The sequence below is a fragment of the Labilibaculum antarcticum genome (genome assembly GCF_002356295.1).
GTDB classification, from domain to species: Bacteria; Bacteroidota; Bacteroidia; order Bacteroidales; family Marinifilaceae; genus Labilibaculum; species Labilibaculum antarcticum.
The window spans coordinates 4,355,631-4,374,761 of the sequence record NZ_AP018042.1 but is presented as its reverse complement, the minus strand read 5'-3'; the positions used below and the strand labels follow the sequence as shown (position 1 = coordinate 4,374,761).

At 35.4% G+C, this 19,131-nt stretch carries 16 protein-coding genes; all 16 read right to left on the bottom strand.

Annotated features, from left to right (window positions below):
- Window positions 1-132: 132 nt before the first annotated feature.
- Window positions 133-813 carry a tetratricopeptide repeat protein gene (locus ALGA_RS17375; RefSeq protein WP_096431334.1) on the bottom strand — a complete coding sequence of 227 codons (681 nt, stop codon included), beginning with the start codon at window positions 811-813 and terminating at the stop codon, window positions 133-135.
- A 779-nt stretch (window positions 814-1,592) separates the two neighbouring features.
- Window positions 1,593-2,633, bottom strand: coding sequence for a serine hydrolase domain-containing protein (locus tag ALGA_RS17370; protein ID WP_096431332.1), 1,041 nt, complete (start codon window positions 2,631-2,633; stop codon window positions 1,593-1,595).
- Between the two features lie 318 nt (window positions 2,634-2,951).
- A complete protein-coding gene (locus tag ALGA_RS17365) occupies window positions 2,952-4,052 on the bottom strand; it encodes a polysaccharide lyase family 7 protein (RefSeq protein WP_096431330.1) in 1,101 nt (366 codons plus the stop codon).
- Window positions 4,053-4,205: 153 nt separating this feature from the next.
- On the bottom strand, window positions 4,206-4,640 hold the full coding sequence (locus ALGA_RS17360) for an RbsD/FucU domain-containing protein (protein ID WP_096431328.1): 435 nt from the start codon (window positions 4,638-4,640) through the stop codon (window positions 4,206-4,208).
- Between the two features lie 125 nt (window positions 4,641-4,765).
- A complete protein-coding gene (locus tag ALGA_RS17355) occupies window positions 4,766-5,533 on the bottom strand; it encodes an SDR family NAD(P)-dependent oxidoreductase (RefSeq protein WP_096431326.1) in 768 nt (255 codons plus the stop codon).
- Window positions 5,534-5,805: 272 nt separating this feature from the next.
- Window positions 5,806-7,080: an Nramp family divalent metal transporter gene (locus ALGA_RS17350; RefSeq protein WP_096431324.1), complete on the bottom strand. Its 1,275-nt coding sequence runs from the start codon at window positions 7,078-7,080 to the stop codon at window positions 5,806-5,808.
- Window positions 7,081-7,123: 43 nt separating this feature from the next.
- Window positions 7,124-9,007: an NADP-dependent phosphogluconate dehydrogenase gene (gndA, locus tag ALGA_RS17345; RefSeq protein ID WP_162845475.1), complete on the bottom strand. Its 1,884-nt coding sequence runs from the start codon at window positions 9,005-9,007 to the stop codon at window positions 7,124-7,126.
- Between the two features lie 153 nt (window positions 9,008-9,160).
- Window positions 9,161-9,874: a FadR/GntR family transcriptional regulator gene (locus ALGA_RS17340; protein WP_096431322.1), complete on the bottom strand. Its 714-nt coding sequence runs from the start codon at window positions 9,872-9,874 to the stop codon at window positions 9,161-9,163.
- Window positions 9,875-10,554: 680 nt separating this feature from the next.
- Window positions 10,555-12,603: a polysaccharide lyase family 8 super-sandwich domain-containing protein gene (locus tag ALGA_RS17335; protein WP_096431320.1), complete on the bottom strand. Its 2,049-nt coding sequence runs from the start codon at window positions 12,601-12,603 to the stop codon at window positions 10,555-10,557.
- A 422-nt stretch (window positions 12,604-13,025) separates the two neighbouring features.
- Window positions 13,026-13,778, bottom strand: a complete 753-nt coding sequence (locus ALGA_RS17330) for a class I SAM-dependent methyltransferase (protein ID WP_096431318.1) — start codon at window positions 13,776-13,778, stop codon at window positions 13,026-13,028.
- 311 nt (window positions 13,779-14,089) lie between these two features.
- Window positions 14,090-14,548: a YehS family protein gene (locus tag ALGA_RS17325; RefSeq protein WP_096431316.1), complete on the bottom strand. Its 459-nt coding sequence runs from the start codon at window positions 14,546-14,548 to the stop codon at window positions 14,090-14,092.
- A gap of 331 nt (window positions 14,549-14,879) precedes the next feature.
- Window positions 14,880-15,278: an ACT domain-containing protein gene (locus ALGA_RS17320; protein ID WP_096431314.1), complete on the bottom strand. Its 399-nt coding sequence runs from the start codon at window positions 15,276-15,278 to the stop codon at window positions 14,880-14,882.
- 18 nt (window positions 15,279-15,296) lie between these two features.
- Window positions 15,297-15,506 carry a CBU_0592 family membrane protein gene (locus ALGA_RS23740; RefSeq protein WP_096431312.1) on the bottom strand — a complete coding sequence of 70 codons (210 nt, stop codon included), beginning with the start codon at window positions 15,504-15,506 and terminating at the stop codon, window positions 15,297-15,299.
- Window positions 15,507-15,778: 272 nt separating this feature from the next.
- The gene (locus tag ALGA_RS17310) at window positions 15,779-16,345 is read right to left on the bottom strand and encodes a YdeI/OmpD-associated family protein (protein WP_096431310.1); all 567 of its coding nucleotides are present in this window, start codon (window positions 16,343-16,345) and stop codon (window positions 15,779-15,781) included.
- Between the two features lie 302 nt (window positions 16,346-16,647).
- Window positions 16,648-17,118 (bottom strand): TlpA family protein disulfide reductase, encoded by a 471-nt coding sequence (locus ALGA_RS17305; RefSeq protein ID WP_096431308.1) that lies wholly within the window; start codon window positions 17,116-17,118, stop codon window positions 16,648-16,650.
- 122 nt (window positions 17,119-17,240) lie between these two features.
- Window positions 17,241-19,130, bottom strand: a complete 1,890-nt coding sequence (locus ALGA_RS17300) for a monovalent cation:proton antiporter-2 (CPA2) family protein (protein WP_096431306.1) — start codon at window positions 19,128-19,130, stop codon at window positions 17,241-17,243.
- Window position 19,131 lies beyond the last annotated feature (1 nt).

Here is a 19,131-nt window from a genome sequence, read left to right as displayed (position 1 = left end):
AATCGGGACAGGCGATAAACTCATCGCGGCGTCTTGCAGACCGCTCCTAGTTCTGCCTATTATATGTTTATTTATCTTTTTTGAAAATCACGATTGTTTTTTGCCTGAGAATATCAAAAGGTCTTGTTGAAATTAATCATCAATGTTTTTATCCATCAACTTTACACAAGCTTTTTGAGACTTAATAATGTCTTTATATATATTTAAATCTTGTACTGATTTATCAGAAGCATTAAAAGTATTTACCGCTTTAATGAAATACTTCTTGGCAGCTAGGTTTCGGCTAAGCATAGTACTTACATCGGCAATAGTCAAAAAATCTTTATAATCAGGATTTTCCTTTTGCTCTATCAGATCAATAATTTTTAATAAACTCTCTTCAGCTTTATCCCTATGTTTTTCAGCAAAACTTAAAGGCAAATGATAATCTGTAAAAAGCAAAAGATGGGTGGTAGCCTTACTTTTAAGGTAAATTGTGTTGTCTGGGTCTAAAGTTAATGCTTCATTAAAGTTTTTTAGAGCATCTTGCTCTTTTCCTTTTGTATGCTGAACAGCAACTCCCTTGTAATAATGTCCTGCTGCAATATTGGGATCCAATTCAATAGAAACATCAGCATATGTAGACAAGTCTTCAAAATTCTTAGTTCTTACCAAGCACTGACAAGCAAAAAGAGAGAGCTCTATGTTTTCAGAATCATTTTGTAATTCAGCAAGAATTTTATTTAATGACGGCTTCACTTTTCCAGAATAATATAAAGCTTTAAGTGTTTCATAAGTTTCTCCTTTTATCGCTTCCTTTTTCTCTTTACTCATATATTTTTCAAATTATATTTTAATCTAATACCGTTCTATGTGGAGTTGTTTTATCTACGAATAGGACAAAGTTACAAATTGAAAAACTCATTATTGCTTTTAAAGGCTTCTATTTGTCTATCTAATTTGAAAACTTACTTCATTAATCTAACTTAAAGTAATAGAACGAAACTACTAAAATGTTACTTTTTGGGGAGTAATTCAAATCGATAAAGAGCTGAAATTAGGAAAAGGAAGATCTAAAGAAAACAACAATTTATCGTGACTCTTTTTTGGCAAAAAAAAAGAAACTCAGACTTAATGGTCTTCCCAACAAGCTAATCAATTAAGTAGACCTTGTAATTTCCCCATCCGTTTCGTGAATTAATTAATTTACTTGCACGCCATGGCTGTCTGTCCATAAACTAAACAAAATTCTCTATTAAGTTTTAAACAAAGCCGTTTTAAGGACACATAAAAATTGAAAATATTTTTATTTAGAAATAGAATTGAGATTCTTAATTTAGGTCACTTTTAACTCTAACAGCGCAATTAGTTCAAGAAAATAAGATAATTGCTGTATCAGCCGTTACATTAGGCTTTCACTAAATAGGCATCGTTTAAAGTGCTCCTTATTGGAAAATAAATTACCCTCTAGTTATTCTCTTATCTTCAAATAATACTGAAAAAAAAAGAAAAATACCAACCTACTGTCCGGGATATAATTCAATCCCGATGCAAAATCGGGACAGGCGATGAACTCATGGTTGGGGCCTGCAGACCGCTCATCGTTCTACTTATTATGCACTTTTTTTACTTCTCAGTATTTTCACAATACGACTATATATGATTTCCGCTAAATTCCAGTCATATCCATCAAAATTAGTTGTATTATTAAATTGAATAACAACCGTATCAATATCTTTGTGGTATTTGGCAATACTCTGATAGCCAACAAGCAGACCTGTATGCTCGTACACGTAAATGGAGGAATAAATTTCCTGTTCCCCTTTCTCAAACACAGAACCATCGTTTAATGCTCTTAAGAATATGCCCACATCCTCTGCTGTAGCTATCATTAAACCAGAATATTCAGTCTTTAGATCGTCTTCAACTCCAACATAATATCCGCTCATCACATCGTCTATATCCACTTCATGAAGCGAACCGAAGGTATTGTTGAGTTTGAGAGGAATCAAAATCTCCTCCTTGATATATTGTTGATAACTATAGCCCAGTACTTTATCAATGAGGTCAGAAATCAACATATAATTCGTATTTGAATAGCCATAATCTTCACCCGGTTCAAAGTCAGCGGGTAAATCCAGTGCGTATTCAAGTGTTTCATGTTTGTTTTTTGGCGGTTTTGTCCAATAATCAGGATGGTCAACAAAATTGGGAATGCCACTCCGATGTTGAAGCATTAACCTCAAGGTGATTTTTTCTGCATTTTCGATTCTTCCCACAAGTTCAGGAAAGTAATCAGCGAGAGTTTTATCCAAAGACAAACGTTCGTCTTTGACTAATTTTGCCGTAGCAACGGCGACATATAGCTTGCTAATGCTGGCAATCTTGAATAAGGCTTTCGGGTTCGCAGGAATTTTATTTTTTCGATTGTGCCAGCCTGCGGCATAAAACTCGGGTGGCTTCCCAGCTTGGTCCACGTAAACTATCATCCCATCAAATCCATAACCAATTGCTTCATTTACTTGTTCTTGAACTGTATTAGGTAGTGGTAAAATCCAAGCCTTTACCAAAATCCATGGTACGAACGCCAAAGAGCTTATGCTAGCAATAATAAATACTATTCTGAGTATTTGTTTTATTTGTTTTTTTATCATGCTATTTCAGAACAATTCGTTTTTTTAAATTCTGACTAACGTAAAATTAACCATCAGTACTTCAACACCTTACATCTCCCTCGTTATTTAAAATTCATGCTGCCTTTACACCATCTTTTACGTTCGCATCAGAAAATAAATGTCTCTGGAATAGCGTGAATTGCACGCAAAGGCAGTCTATCTAAAAACTCATTAAGAAGCTCAATTCAATTTTAAATATAGCGATTTAAAGGATACCTGAAAATACTATTATTTAAAAATAGAATTGAGTTTCTTAGAAAGTAACACTATGTCAACAATTAACAAAGACTGAAATATTTATTTCTTGTAGAAATCATTTTCAGTAAAATAGCCTTCATTAGATACAGCAGCATCACTTACAAAAATACTTCCTGTTTTAAACCAAACCTCAGCATAGTTTCCATCTTCATATTGTTTTTGAATATCACCGCCATGCGTTTCAGCACCAGAACACCAGTTCTTATTTACTTCTGGAGATTTCCCATTGGTTTGATTGTAACAACCAAGCTTAAAGAAACAACCCTCACCAGTATACGCATTTTCACGTTCTACTCCATCTTGACCAATTGGCACAAATAATTTTTGTGTTTGCTCAGGCATATTAGCAATTGTAGTATATTCAGATGCAATTAAGTTTTTTGTAAAGGTTTTGGTTTCATGTCCTTCGCTAGTAAATTTCAAGCTCATAATACCCTCCTTAACCACGATTTCATAAGTCAATTCTTCACCTAATGCAATACCATCCTTAGGTTCTTCTGGGTAAGTATTTTCACTAGTACCAACAACAGATAAGTCATAACCCCAAACAGCTGTTGAATAATCCCATCTACCAGCATTGTCATCTCCTGCAGTGTTGATTTCATAATCCCAAAAAATAGAACCTTTGGTATGACTAGGAAATTTCTTGTAAAATATTTTAAGAGGTTCATTCTCAAACCCATCAGCACTATGAATCTGACCTATTACTACAGCATACGAAGCCGCTACCCGAGCATCGCCCGTAGTTGATACATTCATCACTTTAAGTGTAGCAGTCAATTTATCATTAGCAGTTTCGGGATACCACTTTTTCGTTTGAGCCAATTCTGTTCTTGTATTGTTAGAGGATCCATGTGTACTACCAGCATTGGGTGCTTTATAAACGACCCAATTACTTTTGCCATCGTTTGCGGTATAAAAGAAATCTTTATGCTCAAAATTAATTGGTTTACCAACATTTGAACCATCACCTAAAATCAATTTCCAATGATCAAAAAATGGAATAACGTCACTTGCGTAAACGGTTTTTTGAGCTTCTTTTTGATTCGACTTTTTAGCGGTATTGGAACAGCTACTTAGTATTAGAAAAACACTAAGGATTAAGGAAGTTGATAATGATGTGATAATTTTTTTATTCATGACTTTTATTATTTAGGTTCAAAAAATCTTTTCTGAATGTTTACTATGATCCACATTGTGTGCTTTATGCGGTATAATGCCTGTTTTCTTAGGATTAATGCTGTTTGTGTTGATGCAAATACAGTTTCTTGATGTTAAAAAAGCATCAAGTAACTAGAATCCGCTTTCCTCTGCCATTTTTACTACGCCAACAATGAGAATCAAATTTGCAAAACGACGTTGCTCACCTGTTTGAATTATTAATGTGGTGGCAGGTTCTCTAATTTTGTCGTAAAAAGCCCAGCGCTCCATCGCGTCCCATGTTACGTCCCCTAGTAATTTTTTATAAGCATCGTGTATTTCTGCGCTGGCTTCAGCAGGCTTTTCCATGACAATTGCACCTTGAACAGGGCAAACTTCCAGTATGCCTTCAAGCACTGTGAGAGCATCTAATAGTCCCGGACGAAAATTGAGGTGTACGGTGGTCGAGTTAGGGCCTGTCATGGCACCAACGGGTAAATTACCATCAGCAATGACAACTTGTGCAAAATGGCCTGAACGCGCAAGCGCTTCCATGATTGTTGGGTGTATTACCGGAGTCTTTAGCATAAATTTATTCTTAAAAATTAGACAGGCATAAAACACCAGGAGCTAAACAGCACCTAGTATTTTATATCTTGTAAGGATAACTGGCATATGACTTAGTATTCAATCACATACAACTTAACGACTAATTACATATTGTAGACGCCGCCATTGATGTCGAGTGTAGCACCGGTAATAAAACCATCGTATTCCGACGCCAAATAGACAACTGCTCTCGCTACGTCATCTGCGTTACCTGCTCGTTGAATTGGAATGCCAGCTGTTGTTGCAGCCGCTGATTCTTTTGTCGTATGAGTGTTGTGAAATGAAGTTCCAAGGATAAGACCTGGAGCAACGGCGTTTACCCTTGTGCCTTGAGGCCCTAATTCTGCAGCCAGTGCTCGTGTTAGCGTTAGGATAGCTCCTTTGCTGGTAGAGTAAGCTAGTGAGCCTGGGTGACCCCCTTTACGCCCAGCGAGTGATGCCAAGTTGACAATACTACTGTTGTCATTTTTTGCCAGATAAGGTGATGCGGCTCGGGTCACAAACATCATGGATGTGAGATTGATATTCATGACCTTATGCCAGAATTCAGCATCCATTTCACTCAGCATTCTACGCGCAACAAGTGAACCTGCGTTATTGATCAGTATGTCCAGACCACCAAAGGCTTCTACTGCTTTTTCGACCATTGCATTCGCATCGTCTTCCTTTGTTAAGTCACCACTTATAGCAAGCGCTTTTTGTCCTTTGCTGGTTGCGTATTCAACCAATTGCTTCGCGGTATCGGCACTAGAAAAATAGTGGATAGCAACATTGGCACCGCTATCAATAAAGTGTCTGGTGATTGATTCACCAATACCCTGAGCACCAGCGGTTATTAGAATATTTTTGCCAGTTAATTTATTATTCTTCATCTTATTCCTAAATTAATAGAGTTAATAATCATAGTGAAATTATTACTTGTCGTTATAGACGACTTGCCTTTATTTTTGCAAAAAAAACGCCAAAACTTAACTTCGATACTCCCTTGTATTTTCACCTAGCATTCTGAATTACAGCAATCAAATGAATAAACAAATAGACTTTTCAAATCACTAGAGAGTAAGTTGAATATTTTGCACTTGCCAAGTGCAAAAACAAAGGCCGTTGTAACTTTAAATACTGTTTTATTAATCGTTCCTCAAGATTATAATGTCTCTATTATCGCCAAAATACCCGTGTATGAAATAACACATGAAAAGAACAATGCAGAATACAAGCCAATGTTTACCCCAATACTTGTTTTGTAGTTTTTCATTACCTTTTTATTATTGATCATTAAAATGATTCCAAGAACAACAATTGGCAAAACGAATACATTAAAAACTTGAGATAAAATTTGCATTTGTATTGGATTAGCTCCAAAAACAGGTACAATTAATGCAACTAAACAGGCTATAAAAGTTATAATCTTAAACTGTCGAGAACTTGTATCCAACTCTCCAGATTGATAATCAGCAACTAATAACGGAGCAATTAGTAAACAAGGAAAGATAGATGAAAGACCTGCACTTAAAGTTCCAAAGAAGAAAATTGTTACTGCTAAATTTCCCGCAATTGGCTCCAAGGTATTTGCCATATCCAATACTTGAGTTACAGGTTTTCCTTGATAAAATAGAGCCCCACAAGCAACAGCCATTACCGAAGCACTTATAATGAAAACCAAAACTGCTGCTGTTATAGAATCATTTTTTTGTTGTTTTAAGTTATCGATAGTCCATCCTTTTCCTTTTACAAAAAGAGGTCTAGATAAAAATGTAGCCGCAGCCATTGTTGTTCCAACAAATGCAGCAACCATCATTTTACCACCTGGAACTTCGGGTACTGAAGGAATAAGCCCTCTAACAACATCAGCAGGAAGTGGATACACAAAAAATAGAGATAGAATAAACGATAATCCCATAAAAGTCACGAAAATGACTAAGATTTTCTCGAAGAACGAATATTTCCCAACCATCATTAAGCCATAAAAAATACCAATTACGATTATAGCAATTGCTAGTACAGACTCATATTTATAAGGTCTTAATCCTTCAAAATTCATTAATAAAATTTCATACAACATATTGGCAGAAATCCCTAAAATTCCCATAAGCGAATTCCATTGTCCGAATGTTATACCAACAATTATTAAAATCGCTAAAACCTTACCTCCTTTTATATGCTTTTTAAAACCATACAGAGCTGTTTCACCTGAAATTAAGGCATAATTCCCATAGGCAAACATGAGTACTCCTGAAAAAACACAACTTAATAAAAGCACCCATAATAATTGCATGCCATACGTACTACCAGCAACAATCATAGAAGTAACACTTCCTGTTCCAATGGTATATCCAATTGCAAATATCCCAGGCCCAAAACCTAAAATTATCGCAATTATTCTTTTTAATAATGATTTCTTCTTTTGAGCTTCTGGCATGATTTTAGGGTTTAGTTAGGATTTGTTATCCGGTAAGTCAATACTACCAATTTGTGTGATGAAACTTCCCTGAAGCATCATCGGTTCGTTGATAGGTATGTGCTCCAAAATAATCGCGTTGTGCTTGTATTAAATTTGCTGATGAATTTGCTGTTGTATACCCATTAAAAAAGCTAACCGACTCACTTAAACAAGGAATCGCCAGCTCATTTAAAATACATTCAGACACCACTTTGTTTATTGATGGTTTCAATGATTTGACTTGATTGATAATTGTTTTATTTGTTAAAATATTATCATTTTCTTTTAAGACTGATTTTAATTCCATTATTAAATCAGATTTAATGATGCAACCATTCGTCCAGATCCGAGCTATTTCGCTTAAGTTTAGCTGCCATTCATAAGCTTTCCCAGCTTCAGAAATTAATTTAAGCCCTTGGTAATGATTTACAATTCTAGCAAACTGATAAGCTTTTAGAACCTCTTCGATATTTAGATTTATCGCTGATGGATTAATCGTGAAATTTTGGCTTGCTTGAAGTCTTTCTTCTTTATAGAAAGAGGTATATCGCGCAAATAACGCCGAAGCAATTAGAGTACTTGGAGTACCTAATTGTGCCGTTGCAATTGTAGTCCAATTCCCAGTTCCTTTATTGCCTGCTTTATCCACTATTTTATTCACCAACCAATCGTTGCCTTCTTTTCTCCTAAGCACATCTACAGTAATTCCTAATAGGTAACTATCCGCCGTCGATTTCCAAGATTCTAAAATATCAGCAATTTCATCTGGATTATTCCCCAAATGTTTTAGAATGGTGTACACTTCAGCTAACAATTGCATCTCTACATATTCAATACCATTATGAACCATTTTCACAAAATGCCCGCTGCCCTCTTCACCAATATAAGTACAGCAGGGTAAATCATTAACATCTTTAGCGGCAATACTTTCCAAATAAGGTTTCACCAGATTATAGGTTTCTTTGTTACCCCCTGGCATAATTGAAGGTCCTTTAAGCGCGCCTTCTTCTCCTCCTGAAACACCAACACCAATAAAATGAATATTCTTAGCTTTTAAATAATCGTAGCGTTCTTTTGTATTTAAATAATTTGAATTACCACCATCAATCAAGACATCTCCATCGGATAAAAAGGGAATCAAATCCTCTATAACCATATCCGTAATCTTACCGGCATTAACCATCAACATAATTTTTCTTGGCGCTTGCAATGAGTTTACAAAGGCTTCGATATCTGAAAATGCTTGTGCGGACTCAAGCTCTTGATGAGCATTCTTAAAGTCGATTGCTACATTTTCTTCTGTTCCTTTTGCTTCACGATTAAAAAGTGAAATATCAAATCCTTTTTGAGCTAAGTTTCTACTTAAACTCTTACCCATAACACCTAAACCAAATAAGCCAAATTCTGATTTCATCTTTATTTTCTTTGTGATTTCTTCAACAATTTCTTGTGGTTTTAAACCAATATTTACAACCAAAGCATCCTTTGGTTGCTCTAAAGTGGTAAACTGCGATTGCAATAAATCGGAGGACATAAAATGATTTTTTCTATTGTTTAGTCGCTCTAAAATTTGTTCGAAACTTCCTGCTAAATGAACCCATTTTACCTGATTCTTAATATCTCTACTTAAAATCTCTCTGTAGCTTTCTTTTAAAGCTGAACATACAATGACACAACTATTATTTTGTAATTGATTTTTTGCCAGCTCATTAAGTGTAACCAGCCAATCGTATCTGTCTTCGTCATTTAATGGTATTCCATTACTCATCTTTTTGATATTTGATGGAGGATGAAAATCGTCACCGTCAAAAAAAGGAATCCTAAGTTCTTCAGATAACAATTTACCTATGGTGCTTTTTCCGCAACCTGAAACACCCATTATAAAGATTACTTTGTTCAAATTCATATTGTATTTTTAGTAAGCGAGATGATTCTTTATTCGGCATTGTGCCAGAAGTTTGATTGCTTCACCCCAGACCTTTAATTTTAGGGGCTGAATTACAAATGAGTACTCATTTTGTAACCATCTGATGGTTCCATTAGTTGCAATTGAAATTTGCTATTTAAGCTTAGGAGTAAAATCAAATAGACTGGACAGGTGGTCTCTCATCGATTCTCTGGATTGTTCAATATCACCATTTTTAATGTGTTCCATAATCACTCTGTGCTCCTTAAGTGCCTTTAAATTCCGGGAATTACGGCAGATATCATACTTCTTCGAAAAATCTTGCATGTGTGCTGTCAAATATGATATTAGATATTTCAAAACATCATTCTTAGTCGCTTCTGCAATCCGAACATGGAACATCAGATCTTCCTCCAAACCAGCTTCCCCTTCCGCTACCTTTTTAGCTAATAAATCTACGGCCTCTTCCATCATCTTAATATCTTCGGGCTGAGCTCTTTCTGCTGCACTTCCTGCCGCTTCTATTTCAAGTACATTTCGCACTTGCATTAGTGACTTATAATCGGGATTTATCAAATTTAGAGCATTGGTAAGCATTCCAACAAAGGCAGAGTCTTGATTGCCAGCAACTATGGTTCCGCTTTGTGGAACTGTTTTTACAATACCATAAAACTCTAGTTTTCGAATTGCATCTCGAACATAAATTCTTCCAACATTGAGTTTTTCACTAAGAAATCTTTCGGAAGGCAATTTATCCCCTGTTTTTAATTGCCCCGAAGAAATGAGTTCATTTATTTGGTCGGCAATTTTATCAGAAGGTTTTTCAATTACTATTTCTTTTAGATTATCAAATAATTCTTTCGGCATCTCAATACTATTTGCTTATTTATACTTAAACATAAATGAATTGGTTAACCAGTCGCTGGTTAGACAAATGTATGTAAATATTTTAAAAAACCAAATTGGTCAACCAGTTTATTTGCCAACTACATTCTTTACTATTAGTCTTTTTACCTTTCACAATACAACACCTAAGCCTTTTGGAATCGATACAGCATAAAGGTTTTACCAATACTTCCCAGTACTCTCAATTGCTACAGTAGTAGCATTCTGTATCTATGAATCATTTCATGCTCTAAGGGGATTTGCTTTCGACAAAGTAAACATCTTGATTGGGGCGCGGTCGTTTAAAATAAATGAATAGTCACTACTCTAATGATAAGCTTGTGCTTACCGATTTAGGAATGACTTTCTTGCGAAACATCGCGAAACCATTCGATAACAAACTATACTATTCAAAATAGTGGAGAAAGGAATATGTTCTTGAAAGCGATATAGATATTGAATTCACATAAAAAAATCCGCTAATCGTAAGTGATTACCGGATTTTTTTATGGGTTTTTATTTTGAACAAGACAAGTTAAATGGCTTGCTAGTGTGAGCACTATAATTTAGCTTTTGTTATCCTGATATTTTCTTGAAATAATAGTAAAATTATATCCATAAACTAACAAGCAAATAATATACTTTTAAGCTTCGTGTGTTATTTAAATTCCGCTCAATAGTACTGGTTTTCCTTTATCTATACCAATTGGGAAGCTTATTTCATGTGTTGATGTTGCATTATCAGCTTTGCTACTTCTGCTTACTGTTATTTGACCCAGTTCCAATTTCTGTGTTGGGTCACATATGGCAATTTGTAATTGGTTTTGGTTTTCTTCGCACAATAAAATTGCAGGAACACTGGAAGATATTTCTATTGTATTATTTATTTTTATTGTTCCAGGCCTATGGAAAACGATTGACGTGTAATTATCGAATTGAACAGCTTGTATTTCTTCTGTATTCGAAAGTATTTGGTAAGCTTGTTTCTGATCAATTTTAGCGAGGTCTTCTTTATTCATATTTGGAAATACAGCGTAAGCATATTTGCCGTTCTTAACGTTTTCCCCATGATCAATGCCTAATGTGAAGACATTTTTCGCTTCTTCCTGTTCCGACCGCCAGTCGATAACATTGCCCCAATTGGCCGTCTTTTTCTCTACACTCACAACTACATTACCGTGATTTATGATGTAGCCTGAACCCTGATGCCAGAAACTACGCAGATTTTCAGTCCCGTTTGCTATCGAAATTTTGCCATTCTTACTATACAAGGGACTTGTACTGAAACATTGCTCAATGGTAGTTTGTAAATGTTGCTTGTTTTGCCCACTGATTCCCGATCCTAAACAAACAGTAAACTCTGGAAACAGAAAATACGATTTATTGGCAGTTATGCCGTCGCGTTTGTATTGCATGCTTGTAATTGCATTCATTTCATGGGTCAATGCTCCTACAAAATCACTAGCAATAGTGTAACTGCCCCAGCCAATTTCTGGTAGCTTGCTTGTATCTTGAGCCGAAGTTGTTCCAGGAATTTTACGCCAATCCCAATAAGGATAAATGTTGAGGTACTCTTTGCCAGTTTTCATCACATACATGGCGCCATCGGCAAGGTAGTAGCCACTTAGGTTTTCGCCGTTACCCGATTCCGAACCTTTAATTCGGCTAGAACACATTCTAATTGTAGAGATGTAATCATTTGTACGTTGAACTGTTAGTTCTGAAAAAGGAAAGTGCTTCACACCAATCAATTTATTTTCTCCACTTATTGATTGGTATAGATCAATATGATTCGGGTCAATTTCCTTCATTTCTACTGCGGCTTTGTGTACCCGCTTGTATTTTTTGACTTGCTCGTTCGGGAAAAGCTGACGACCACTGCTGTTTATATCGTACACACCTTTCCAAATCACCCAGCGTTGTCCCTGAGCAAAGTAGTTTCTCATCAAATCAATTTGCTCTGGCGCATAATTGTATTCCGAATCTTTCAATATGAACATCCATTTCACCTGATCTTCGAGAAAGTGCAGGCCATAATTCCCAAATTGTAATTGTCGTCCATGTTGGTGAAACGAGTAGTCGGGCTGTAGTCCCTCAGCATTGTTTGCCATTTGCATTTCCTTACGTATTTTACCAGTAGCTTCGACAAGCAGAGTCGTATCACTTTTAAGGATGCTGCGCAAAACAATATTTGAAGAAACCCACACCAGATTTTGTCCCGTATTTTTTCCAAACACAACACGATCCATAATGTCCATGCCCTTTTGCCACTGCTCTGCATTAATCTCATCTTGCATTAGCAGCATAATTACACCAATATTTTGCGGTACACCTATTTGAGGATACCACCAGTTGGGATTTACAATATCATTGTTTACCCACCAATTGTAAGCTAGTTGTATATTCTCCCCTAGCCTTTTATTCTTATAGTACTGATTTTCTTTTTGTTGATATGCCTTGGTCATTTCGATGGTTCGAAAAAGGTGATTCCGAAGTGGCCAATTTCCTCTTTGCCTATTGGTGTAATCTAAATCGCTCCATGTTCCGTCAGGTTTAAGGTCGAAAAAGTAGGCTTCCATTTCTTGCTTTACCTCTTCATTAAGTAGGTAATTCGTCCAGTTATTTTCCAGAATTGAAAGTTGATTTTCAGGTATTTTTGTAGCACAAGAAGAAAAAACTACAGCAAGCAGAACAATGATTAAATTTCTCATAAATTGGTTACTATTACTTAGGCTTTATCAGTGAAGAGTCATAATGAAACACAATGGCAGTCTGTCTAAAAACTCATAAAATGGCTTAATTCAATTTTAAATATAGCTATTTTAAGAATATTTAAGTTCAAAGAATCAGCAACAAAGTGATTTCAAAGAACACTTTCCAAAACAACAATAACTGTGGATAAACGCATAATAAGAAAAATCCCAGCCTACTGACCGGGATGTACTTCAATCCCGAGGCAAAATCGGGACAGACGATGAACTCATCGCTAGGTGTTGCAGACCGCTCATAGTTCTGCTTATTGTGGGTAGTTATTCCATATCCAATATAGGAATATTCCACTTGCCTAATTTATGTCTTAAATGTATCATTTACTTGTAAATAGAATTTCAATATTTGAACCAACATAGACATCTTATTGACAAACGAATATCTGTTTTTCCGAATCATCATTAAATGCTTCTTCTTCAAAACCGCCAAACTTATGAATAATATTAAAACCATTCCATTCCAGGTATGAATCCAATTCTTGAGGAAAAAACAGTCTCATGTCCAAATTTTGAATAGAATTAAACTCCCCATTTATAAAATAATGCCATTCTATGCGATTAATCTGAGTTTTATTTTCATATCGCATTATCTGCTTTATCAATACTTCTCTTCCATCCTTGGTTGTATATTCAGCAATTTCTTTTTGTTCTTTTTCACTTTCAGCAATAAATTGAATATTCGGATTAAAGCAATCTAACAGAAATAAACCTCCTTCTTTAAGATGATTTTTAACAACATTAAAAGCCTTAAATAAATCTTCATTTTTATATAAATGATGGATTGAATTAAATGGAATAAAAATAAGATCGTATTTTTCCGGCAAATCTAAAGTTCTAATATCTGCTTCAATAAACTCAACGTCTAATCCACCTGCCGAAGCTTTTACTTTTGCTTGTTCAAGCATCGAAGAAGTGTAATCTACCCCACTAATATCATATCCATCCTTTGCAATTGGAAGAGTAAGTCTGCCTGTGCCGCAACAAAGCTCAAGTATACGGGCATCCTTATTTTTTGGCAGCCACCGCTTGTAAAATTCCAAATCAGCCAGGTTGGTATTCATTCCATCATAAATATTCGCATCATAAATTAAATCGCCAACTTTATATTTATTATTCATTTGTATGTCCTCCAATTTCTATTGGTTATTTTATAATCACTGCACTCAAAAACAATGTGCAATCCTATCAAAAAAGGCAATTGCCCACAAGGTTGACTGTGAGAATCCTAGCCGATTGCGGGCGAACCACCTATTAAACCGATATGCAATTTGAGCGGACTATAAGCCTTGAAATTCAGCACTTCCCCGCCATGACCTATACGAAATACCTAAAATCGTGCGGTAGCGGAGTAATGATTGTCTTCTTTTCCAGTCTAAAGGATCGCAATACTACCGAAACGGTAGTGGAGATCAGCGAAGTTAATCGCGCACTAGCGGCGGTATTTCTTTTGCAATGCCTTCAAAAAATGTCGTAGGTACTGATCCAAGAAATCTCGATAGGTTTTATGATCTGGATTACGGAAAAAAGCACTCAACTCATGTTTGCTTATTTTTGTATTTATTGAGGCGAACAGCTCTAAGATGTCATCTGATTTTAAGTCCAATGCAATTTTTAATTTCCGAAGGATCATATTATTGCTTAAAGGATCTTCTGCCTCTGGTGGAGGGCCTTCTCTTTTTCCGCGTTTTTCAATGATCAATCCGTTAAGAAAAATGGCCAGTTCTTTATCTGTCATTTCTAGTAATAAAGGGTCATCTTCTTTTTTTAACCAGCCACTTAAATCCTCTTTAGCAACATCGTGATTGGCTAATTTAAAAAGTTCAATCATTTTGAGATCACTAAAGTCGAACACGTAGCGAACACGGCGAAATATATCATTATTGGTCATAGTATCTTTTATTTAATTTTCAGTTCAGTCATAATTTTTATTTTTCCAATCTAACTCCCTTGCTAATTGTGTCTCAGCGGCCGTAATAAGCACTTATAATATTCAAACCCCGAAACTACAAAACAATAAGGGCTTACCAAAAGAAACAATAAAAAATAAACAAGCCATACTCCGTGAAGAATGGCTTGTTGGTCCCAAATTCTATGGGTAATCCAAATTATTTCGGGATTATGCATAATATACTATACTGCTATAGCTGTTTTGTTTAAATGATATTTTTTCGAAATATTATTTGGTTGTGCAACGCTCACTTTTGTTAGCAACTAGTTTATTATTGATTTTCAGATAATTTTATCAAAACTTTAATTGCTTTGTCCGAGTCTTTTTTATCAACGAAAATATGGTCGTGATAATATCCAGCGATTACATTGCAACTAATATTATTTTTTGCCAATTCCGTCGAAAATATGGCTGTTAAACCAACAGCATCAAGCGATGAATGAATCATGAGGGTAATCCAAGAGGCAATATATTCATAACTCAAGTTTAGTTCATCTGCTTTCTCTTTCTCAATAACAATAGTCGTTCCTTCCTTTTCTTTGAATTCACAAATAGTGTTTTTCCGGTCAATCTTACTAACATCTTTTATTGTCGAAAAGACATATTCTCCATCGTTCAGTTTTGGAGTCATTCCTTTTAGTAATTCAGATAAATTTGTTTCTCCAGCCATTTACGGTTTTCTTTTATATTATATAAGTGAAATTAACGATACAATAGTCCATACTCCTTCAAGTATAATAAATGGAATGACTTCCCTAAGTATTGAAGCAAAACAAGCCATACTTACACCAATTAAATTCAGTAAAATAAAAGTCAAATCATTGCTTTTTATTTTTCCAACTACATTAAGTATGTGCGCTACTAATATTTGAAAAGCTCCAATAAATCCAACCTTCACTGCTAACCTATTGTATTTCTATTTGTTGCTGACGACAATCTGTCTAAAAACTGATAAAACTGCTCAATTAAGTTTTAAATATAGCGGTTTTAAGCATACCTAAATTGAAAATCCTTTTATTTGGAAATAGAATTGAGGTTCTCATTTGGGGGGATTTTAAGTCTAACAGCCCCCGCTATCGGGGGCATCTTGTTTTAATTAAATAACTGGAACGGTTTGAATAAACGCTCGGTTTAATAGTGTTTATTTTTTGTTGGCAGCAGTTTTTGTTTTCAATAGTACTTGTCAATACCGCCAAACCCTTTAATTAGTTTATTTTCTTTTGTCTTGTCAATAAAGTTTTTCAAACGCTTCTCAAATTCATCTGGTCTCTTTCTCGCACTATTGATGTATGCAATTCTGATTCGTTTATAAGAATCTGAAAATTTTTGATAACTCCCCCAAATAGCTTTATCCGATTTTAACCGTTTAATTACGTCTTCAGGAAAAATGAATTCTTGTTCAATTATTTCTAAAACTTCATTCCTGATTGAGTCGTGAATCATATTGTTTTCAAAAAGCCATTTCAAACGTTCTTTGTTGGGTTGTGAAAAGGAAGAATTCTTTCTTCTTTTACAAAACCTCTGAATGGTAGTCTCTTCATTTAATGATTTAACCGTACTATCAATCCATCCGAAACAGAGAGCCTCTTCAACCGCATCATTGTATAAAATTCGTTCTCTACCTGTCTTATTTAATGGGTATTCCAACCAAATATCATCCTTGATCTCAAAATTATTTTCGAGCCATTTTCTCCATTCTTTTCTGTCAATAAAATATTTGGTTGATATTTCGTTCATTTCCTTAATGTAAATAAAGGGAGACAGTTGTACAAGTCACATGGTTTACATTATGTGGTCTGTTAACCGAATACTCTTTTCTCTATATTTTGAGCAAGACAAATTTACAAGGCTTACTGGTATTTATTAATTGGACTAAACTTTCTAACAACTCATCAACGCCCATGATAATTTAGCTTTTGTTATAAACTGGCTGTTGATTAATTCTTTCAGTTTTGTAATTGGCTATCAACGAAAAATAAAATTGGTTTAGTTTTAGAAATAGCAAATTGCCCAATAGGGCAAAAGTATTTAACACTGTTTTATGCAAGAAGTTCTTCCAAGGCATACATTAATCTGTTTTGAGAACCTTCCTGAGAACCAAAAATAGAACGGGATAAGTGTCCATCGGCGGTGATCAATAACCATTGAGGAGTTCCTTCTGACTGAAACAGATCATACACTTTATGTTCTTCGTCCAAGTAAATAGGGAAGGGTAATTTATTTATTGTAAAAATACTTTTCACATCCTCTTCGGTAGTTCTGTTTTTACCAAAGTTGGAATGAATACCAATTACCTGAAGTGTTTCAAATTTCTGTTGACATTGGTAAGCAAAAGGAATTGCTCTACCGGTACAGCCTAAACACTGATTGTTATAAATTATTATCAGAAGAGGTTTTCCTTTGTATTCCTCCATCAAATTAATTTCAGTAGAATTAAAATCTTGCACCTTAATGGATGCAATGTTCGTATCTTTATTTGTGAAATCTGATGCTTCGTTATCTGGTTGCATATCTTTAATTATGAGATTCAAATGTAGTTATAAACTTATAAGCAGAAATTATCTGAAAGGAAATAAGATCCCAATACTTCTAGTTTCCGTTTTTTGAGTTAAAAACAATATTAACCAAGAATTTATATTTTATCCTCCCCAAATTCCTTAATAATATCTGAAGCATCCCATCCTATATCTTTTTCTTTATGGAAATCTTCTTTTTCCTGCAACATAGATTTTTCAAGGAATTGCATTCTTTTTTTGGCTTCGGAGATTAATAAAGACCTGTCTTGCCAAACCTCACTTAATTCTGGAATAAACTTTTCTACATTTTTTCTATAGGTTTTTGATGCGCGAAAGGACTCATGTCTTCTGTGGCCCAGATTACAAAGTGCATCGGTTCCCATTCTTAATGCTGAATCTAAAAATTCTAATTGTATACGATCAGCACCCTGCTCTATTAAACTATAGGCACCAAAAAAAGATTGGCTTCTTACAATCATTTTTAATTTTGGGTAATGCTTTTTAACCACCGCTACAATTTCTTTTGTCTTCTCCGGATCGTCAACGGCTATGATTAAAAGATCTGCTTCAGCTGCTCCTGCAGCATTTAATAAATCGTGGCGAGAAGCATCTCCATAGAAAACTTTTAAGCCAAACTTTCTCAAAAGATCTACATTGTCGGGGTCAATATCCAAATAAGTAGCATAAACACCATTGGTTTGCAAAAATCTTCCAATAGTACTCCCATATCGACCAAAACCTGCGATGATTACTTTTTTATCTTCCTGCATTTCATCAGCTTCTTTTACACTTTCTTTGGTACCAAACCTGGGTTGTATCAGTTTCTCGTTGAACAACATCAATAGAGGAGTGAGTGCCATAGAAATAGCAACGACAGCAATTAATGGGTTCGCGACATCGCTTGATAAAATGGAATTAGAAGTAGCGAAGGACAAGAGTACAAAGGCAAATTCTCCACCTTGTGCGAGTGAGAAAGAGAAAATTAGATTTTTATCGAGCCCCATCTTGAAAAAGTAACCAATAACAAATAAGACAACAAATTTTACAGTTATCAGAATCGCTACTAATCCAAAAATTATTTTTGGACTCTCGGCTATTAGATGAAAGTCGATAGAAGCTCCAACAGCGATAAAAAACAGTCCGAGAAGCAAACCTTTAAAGGGTTCTATATCTGTTTCTAACTCGTGCCGGTACTCACTTTGTGCCAAAACCACTCCCGCTACAAAAGTTCCCAATGCAGGGCTTAGTCCTATCATGGTCATAAGAGCAGCTGTTGAAATAACCAAGAGGAGAGCTGCAATAGTGAATAATTCACGTAAATCGGCTTTAGCTATTAAACGAAACGCAGGACTGATTAAATATTTCCCTGCAAAAACAATAGTAGAAATTACCCCCAAAGTTAATAAAGACTTTCCCCAAATAGGCCAGCCATCAACCCAGGTAGTGGCATGATGAGCTGCATCAGCTGTTTCTGGCACCAATCCTTTAATTGCCAAATAAGGAAGGATCGCAAGAATGGGAATCACTGCAATGTCTTGAAACAAGAGAACCGAGAAGGCATTTTGACCTGCTTCGGTTTTCATGAGTCCTTTTTCGTTTAAGGATTGAATAACAATAGCTGTGGAAGATAGCGCAAAGGTAAGACCAATGGCCATACCAGTTTGCCAGGCAAATCCCATTATAATAGCAATGCCCATGATTATAGCGGCTGTAATTCCTGTTTGAAAACCACCCAGTCCAAAAATAGATTTCCGTAATTTCCATATCATAGAAGGTTGTAATTCGAGCCCCACAAGAAACAGCATCATTACTACACCAAACTCAGCGAAATGCATTACGTCTTGTCCTTCTTCGCCAATAAACCCAAAAAGGAATGGCCCAATAATAATACCTGCTATGAGATAACCTAATACTGAGCCCAAACCTAGCTTTTTGGCTACTGGAACAGCAATAACTGCCGCTGCTAAATAAACCAATGCCTGAAAAAAGAATCCTCCTTGTTCCATA

What these genes read in the sequence shown, in the direction of transcription:
- ALGA_RS17375 (WP_096431334.1), bottom strand. Translation starts at nt 813, where the DNA reads ATGAGTAAAGAGAAAAAGGAAGCGATAAAAGGAGAAACTTATGAAACA.
- ALGA_RS17370 (WP_096431332.1), bottom strand. Translation starts at nt 2,633, where the DNA reads ATGATAAAAAAACAAATAAAACAAATACTCAGAATAGTATTTATTATT.
- ALGA_RS17365 (WP_096431330.1), bottom strand. Translation starts at nt 4,052, where the DNA reads ATGAATAAAAAAATTATCACATCATTATCAACTTCCTTAATCCTTAGT.
- ALGA_RS17360 (WP_096431328.1), bottom strand. Translation starts at nt 4,640, where the DNA reads ATGCTAAAGACTCCGGTAATACACCCAACAATCATGGAAGCGCTTGCG.
- ALGA_RS17355 (WP_096431326.1), bottom strand. Translation starts at nt 5,533, where the DNA reads ATGAAGAATAATAAATTAACTGGCAAAAATATTCTAATAACCGCTGGT.
- ALGA_RS17350 (WP_096431324.1), bottom strand. Translation starts at nt 7,080, where the DNA reads ATGCCAGAAGCTCAAAAGAAGAAATCATTATTAAAAAGAATAATTGCG.
- gndA (WP_162845475.1), bottom strand. Translation starts at nt 9,007, where the DNA reads ATGAATTTGAACAAAGTAATCTTTATAATGGGTGTTTCAGGTTGCGGA.
- ALGA_RS17340 (WP_096431322.1), bottom strand. Translation starts at nt 9,874, where the DNA reads ATGCCGAAAGAATTATTTGATAATCTAAAAGAAATAGTAATTGAAAAA.
- ALGA_RS17335 (WP_096431320.1), bottom strand. Translation starts at nt 12,603, where the DNA reads ATGAGAAATTTAATCATTGTTCTGCTTGCTGTAGTTTTTTCTTCTTGT.
- ALGA_RS17330 (WP_096431318.1), bottom strand. Translation starts at nt 13,778, where the DNA reads ATGAATAATAAATATAAAGTTGGCGATTTAATTTATGATGCGAATATT.
- ALGA_RS17325 (WP_096431316.1), bottom strand. Translation starts at nt 14,548, where the DNA reads ATGACCAATAATGATATATTTCGCCGTGTTCGCTACGTGTTCGACTTT.
- ALGA_RS17320 (WP_096431314.1), bottom strand. Translation starts at nt 15,278, where the DNA reads ATGGCTGGAGAAACAAATTTATCTGAATTACTAAAAGGAATGACTCCA.
- ALGA_RS17310 (WP_096431310.1), bottom strand. Translation starts at nt 16,345, where the DNA reads ATGAACGAAATATCAACCAAATATTTTATTGACAGAAAAGAATGGAGA.
- ALGA_RS17305 (WP_096431308.1), bottom strand. Translation starts at nt 17,118, where the DNA reads ATGCAACCAGATAACGAAGCATCAGATTTCACAAATAAAGATACGAAC.
- ALGA_RS17300 (WP_096431306.1), bottom strand. Translation starts at nt 19,130, where the DNA reads ATGGAACAAGGAGGATTCTTTTTTCAGGCATTGGTTTATTTAGCAGCG.